Annotated in this window: 5 protein-coding genes; all 5 read left to right on the plus strand. The window is 60.1% G+C overall.

Translation table 11 applies throughout. The features are described from left to right. The first annotated feature begins 47 nt into the window (after positions 1 to 47). The 5 genes from AWB67_RS43595 (at position 48) to AWB67_RS34300 (ending at position 3,432) form a co-directional block, all read left to right on the plus strand. On the plus strand, positions 48 to 419 hold the full coding sequence (locus AWB67_RS43595; protein ID WP_374729875.1) for a DUF5372 family protein: 372 nt from the start codon (positions 48 to 50) through the stop codon (positions 417 to 419). 159 nt (positions 420 to 578) lie between these two features. After that, complete coding sequence (locus AWB67_RS34290; protein ID WP_235025516.1) at positions 579 to 1,070, plus strand: helix-turn-helix domain-containing protein; 492 nt, start codon at positions 579 to 581, stop codon at positions 1,068 to 1,070. Positions 1,071 to 1,137: 67 nt separating this feature from the next. Next, complete coding sequence (locus AWB67_RS41105) at positions 1,138 to 1,359, plus strand: hypothetical protein (protein ID WP_159965079.1); 222 nt, start codon at positions 1,138 to 1,140, stop codon at positions 1,357 to 1,359. Further along, positions 1,356 to 2,228, plus strand: coding sequence for a recombinase family protein (locus tag AWB67_RS34295; protein ID WP_159965081.1), 873 nt, complete (start codon positions 1,356 to 1,358; stop codon positions 2,226 to 2,228). The genes AWB67_RS41105 and AWB67_RS34295 overlap by 4 nt, the downstream gene beginning before the upstream one ends. Next, positions 2,200 to 3,432: a recombinase zinc beta ribbon domain-containing protein gene (locus tag AWB67_RS34300; RefSeq protein ID WP_087660411.1), complete on the plus strand. Its 1,233-nt coding sequence runs from the start codon at positions 2,200 to 2,202 to the stop codon at positions 3,430 to 3,432. The genes AWB67_RS34295 and AWB67_RS34300 overlap by 29 nt, the downstream gene beginning before the upstream one ends. The last annotated feature ends 1,801 nt before the right edge of the window (positions 3,433 to 5,233 follow it).

Consider the following 5,233-nt stretch of genomic DNA (forward strand, 5'->3'; position numbering starts at 1 on the left):
GCAGATTGTTGATCTGCATGGTGCGGAACTTGACCAACTGCTGACGCATGCGGTGCAGTGCGAGCATCGCCTGTTGCCATAGACCGTCAACTGCACGTGATTCACTCGGTAACATACAACTTGTCAGTGTCACCCACCCATTCCATCCTCTGCGCGGACAGGAGTTCGTGCTTCTGGAGCGTCGCAGCACTTGGGGCGAAGAGCGCGTGTACTTCCACGATGATGCAGGCAGGCTGAGACGTCTCCCTGCTTCGTGGACAAGCGTCGCGGCGCCCAATGCATTCGAAGTCCTCTCCGCTGGGCGATCCGCATTCCGGGTCGAAGATCTATTGCATCTGGTTGGGCTCATCGCCCGACACCGGGAAGCCAGCGGTACAGCCGGCAGCAAATCGGGCAGACTCAAGACGTCAAAGAAATGATGCCGCTTGTGTAAACTTAAATAAGCCCATATCACTCTGGTGACGATGAAACTTGATGCTCGATCGGACTCGTTTTAATCGCTTCGCAACGCTTAAAGCCTTTTTATTTGGTGGTGAAAGTCACCAAGAAGATCAAAACTGCCCTTGATATTTCCTACGATGAGGCATAATTTATATTACATGAGCCGAGCGCGGAAACCCGACCCGAAACTGACTGCCCTCCAGGAGAGCGGCACCCTCAATCCGCATGCGCAGGATGTTCGTGATGAGGCGTTCATTGCCGGTGACTTCTTCGATGCCCGAGACCTGGTGCAGGTACGCTACGAAATGCTTCGCCGCGTGCGTACGGAAGGGCAAACCATCGCGGAGGTGGCCGCACGATTTGGCATCTCGCGGCCGACGTTCTACAAGGTGCAGGCCGACTTTGATCGTGAGGGGTTGGCGGGGCTTCTGCCGGATAAGCGTGGGCCTCGTGGTGCCCACAAGCTCACTGCGGAGGTGCTGCACTTCATCGAAGAGGCGCGCGCCGCAGAGGGCGGCCTGAGCACGAACGAGTTGCTCGACCGCATAGCAGCGAAGTTTGGTTTGAATGTGCATCGGCGCACCGTGGAGCGTGCGCTGCGTCGAGAGCCGAAAAAAAAACGCCAGTGATTTCCCGGCGCGCATAACGTCAGACCCGGATGCACTGGTCGAGGGCTACGAAGCCTTGCGCATCGATATGGTCGAGAAACGCGGATGCTGCCCGTCGGGGCGCGGACGCACGCTCCTGATGCGCAAGGGCATGGCGGCGTGGATGGCAGGCATGCGTGAGATCGCCCCATGCACACCGACTGCACGCGTCACAACTCACGATACAGGCCCGAGCGCGGGCATCCGGCAGGATCTGATCGATATCCTGACATCGATGGTGCTTGCGAACGCACTGGAGGAGACGGCATGACTGCCAGTACACCCGAAAAGATACAAGCCAGGCATCTCTCGAGAAACGCCTACCTGTATGTACGGCAGTCGACCCTGCGGCAGGTGTTCGAAAACACGGAGAGTACCCAGCGCCAGTATGCGCTGCGCGAGCGTGCCGTCTCCCTCGGGTGGAGAATTGACCAGGTGTTCGTGATTGATTCCGATCTCGGGCAATCCGGCGCGTGTGCAGTCGATCGCGAGGGCTTCCAGCGGCTGGTAACCGAGGTAAGCATGGGCAAGGCTGGAATCGTGATGGGCCTGGAGGTTTCGCGCCTGGCACGCAACTCGTCGGACTGGCACCGGCTGTTGGAAATCTGTGCGTTGACCGATACCCTTCTGCTCGACGGAGATGGCGTATATGATCCTGCGCACTTTAACGACCGCCTCGTTCTGGGCTTGAAGGGAACGATGAGCGAAGCGGAGTTGCATGTTCTGCGGTCAAGGTTACGTGGAGGCATTCTTAACAAGGCTCGACGTGGTGAGCTTGAAATACGTTTTCCCATCGGCTTTGTCTACGATGGCGAAGGGCGCGTAAGCCTGGATCCCGATCAGCGCATTCAGGAAAGTATCCGCGAGTTCTTCCTCACGTTTCGTCGCACCGCTTCGGCTATGGCTACTGTAAAGGCCTTTCGTCGAGCGGGGCTGAAGTTTCCGCGCCGGATCTATCGGGGCCCGCACAAAGGCGACGTCCAGTGGGACGAGCTCGATCACTCGCGTGCGCTTTGGATCCTTCACCATCCTCTACACCGGAGCATTCTGCTTTGGACGCACACGCACGCGCAAGCTTCCCGACGGCCATCAGGTATCGCAGACTTTACCCGTGGACGAATGGACCGCCCTCATTCGTGACGCGCACCAAGGTTACATCACGTGGGAACAGTTCGAGCAACACGTACAGATCCTCCACGACAATGCTCAGGCCCACGGTTGTGAGCGCGACCTCGGCGCCCCTCGCGAAGGGCCGGCGCTGCTGCAGGGACTGGCGATATGCGGGCGTTGCGGTGAGCGGATGACGATCCGTTACCATGTCCACGACACGCAGCGCGTGCCCGACTACATGTGCCAACGCCGCAGCATCAACGAAGGTGTAGGGCGACCATGCCAGCAAATCAACGGTGCTGAACTCGATCAGGCAATCGGCAGGCTTCTGGTGGAAACTGTTACACCCGTGACGCTTCAGGTCGCGCTCGCGGTGCAGAAGGAGCTCGAGGATCGATCAGGAGAGTTCGACCGGTTGCGACGGCAAGAGATCGAGCGGGCAAGTTATGAGGTCGATCTGGCCCGTCGTCGTTACATGCGTGTCGATCCCGATAACCGTCTCGTAGCCGATTCGCTGGAAGCCGAGTGGAACCTGGCACTACGAGCGCTTGCGGCTGCCCAGGAGCGCTATGAGAAACAATGCGAGACAAGAAGCGGCCAGCTCAATAAAAAGCAGCGCGAGAGCATCATGGCGCTAGCACAGGACTTTCCGCGCCTGTGGAACGATCCCCAGACTCCCGAGCGTGAGAAAAAGCGTATGGCCCGTTTGCTGATCGCCGACGTGACGCTGCTGAAGGACACCGAGATCATCGCACGGGTGCGCTTCAAGGGTGGCGCAACCCGTGTACTGCGTCTGTCTTTACCCAAACCGTCGTGGCAGTTGAGACAGACTCCGACAGCGGTCGTTGCCGAGATCGATCGTTTGCTGGAAGGACACACTGACCACGAAACCGCGGAATTACTTAATGCGAGTGGTATGCGCTCTGGCGAGGGTTTGCCGTTCAGGAGACTGATGGTACGCCGGATCCGTATCGATTACGGGTTGAAAACGCAATATGAGCGCCTGCGGGCGCGCGGACTGTTGAGCGCCACGGAGATAGCAAAGTATCTCAAGGTATGCACGGCCACCATTGCCGACTGGCGACGGGCGGGGCTGCTCAAAGCATACCAATATAACGATAACGGCCAGTATCTCTACGAGCGCCCTGGTGTCGACGCTCCCAGGAGGTTCGCGCACAAGAACAAAGCTCGCCGCGAGGCGGCTGTAGACGTAACTACCCCCTGGCATGACTGATGAGGTGCAATATGCGACGAACTCCTTCTCATTCCCCCTGCACACGGCCACAGGACGGGGTTCGTAACGATGATGCGCGGCGAATGCGAGCAGCGTCGGGTTGAAGCGGATCGCGTCGCCCTGACGTTCAAGGACGGCACTTTTAAGATTGTCGTATAGGACGATACGTGGCAACCCGGACCATGCCGCCCACGCACCGGCGTGACCGGCCAGAAAGCTGTCCATGCGCGCATCGAGGAAGAAGCGCAAGTAGATCTGCCTGGACCACGATAGCACCATCACGAAGGCCATTAGTGGCCGGCGCGCGCGCCCGATCTGGAGATGATCGAAATGCGCCCAGTCACATTGGCTCTCTTCGCCTGGCAAGGTGCGAAGCCGCAGGTAAGCCTCGGTCGCCGGACGCGGACGATGGAGCGAGACCTGGTGCCTGAAGTGGTCATGGCTGCCCCGGTAGCCACGCTCATAGACCATCGCATACAGACGGCTGGCCGTGAGTGACGGAAACTTCTTCAGAGTCTCATGAATGAACGGCAGGTAGGCATCGATCTGCGAGGGCCGCAGCACCGCGCCGACTCTGGGCAGTCCGGCCTGTGCCAGTACGCGCTGGACGGTGCCACGGTGTACGTGTAGCTGGCGCGCGATGGTGCCGCAGCGCCACTTCTCGACATGGTAGTAGCGCAGGATCTGCGCCTCGAGTTCAACTCCGATGGTCATGGGTCACTTCCTGTGCAGTGAGTAGCAGTACGAATATCACGGAAGACCCGACGGCGCAGTGGCCCGAGGCGTACGAAGCCCGAACAGACGCGGTGGCAAAAGTGGCAATGCTCAGGCACAGATGGGGCGGCGGTGGGTACCGCTACTCTGTCCGCCGACGTCGTCGAAGTCGGTGCCAGTAGAGCATCGGCGGCAAGCACGGCGGAACCCTGATGCGTCACTTTATTCTGGCGACTGCGATAGCGGCGCATTCGTTCGGCATGTGCGAAGCGGCCGTGGCGACTGTGCTGATAGCGCTGGCCGGCCACGCGCATGCTGGCCTGACGTGAGGCCATCGAGCAGTCGCCGCCGCAGTAAATCTGCCCGCGGTCGCAACGGCGGCAAACGATGACCTGCGCCCGGCAGCGGGCGCACACATAGAGGCGGCCTGTGGCCGGCATCGGCAATCCCCGTCAATGCCGATGCGATATCGACAGGGCTGACGGGGGGTGCCATACTTGGCGGGCACCCGTACCCTGTCGTGCGCGTGTTGGGCTCGACACCGGAGTGAACTTGGCGGTTTGTGCCGGTGTCGGGCCTGTTTCTTCGGCGGTAGGTAAAACCTTCTTCTACCGCATCCAGACTCCTGCGTCACCCCTTCCTGAAGCGGGCCGCGCCGGGTGCGTCTGCACTCGCCCTTCGGGCTCCTTCCGACGCATCCGGTACCGCCCATCGGTACCCACACCAGTCATCACGAAGCAGTTCCGAAGATCAGACCCGCTTCACGCCTCTGATCGACGCCGCCATCTGATGTCGGATTCTGGCCGCCGTTCACAGTGACTCAGCGTAGGTCGAACAAAGCGCCGACCCCTGGCCAACATTTCTCCGACGCACAGATGAGGGGTTCGCCGCTCACACAAAACGCGACCTCGAACCGGCAGGGCTGATTGACCACCCTGCGATGATGGCCTGCCAGTCGCAGTGCACCTATTCGCGGTTTGGCCAACAGTTGTCGGCCGCGCACGCCTCGGAACTGCGTATTTCGCGGAAGCTGGACACGCGTTTCGCGTGAAGGTGGACAGGTGTTTCGCGCGAAGCTGGACAGTCG

The organism is Caballeronia terrestris, assembly GCF_001544515.1.
GTDB lineage: Bacteria > Pseudomonadota > Gammaproteobacteria > Burkholderiales > Burkholderiaceae > Caballeronia > Caballeronia terrestris.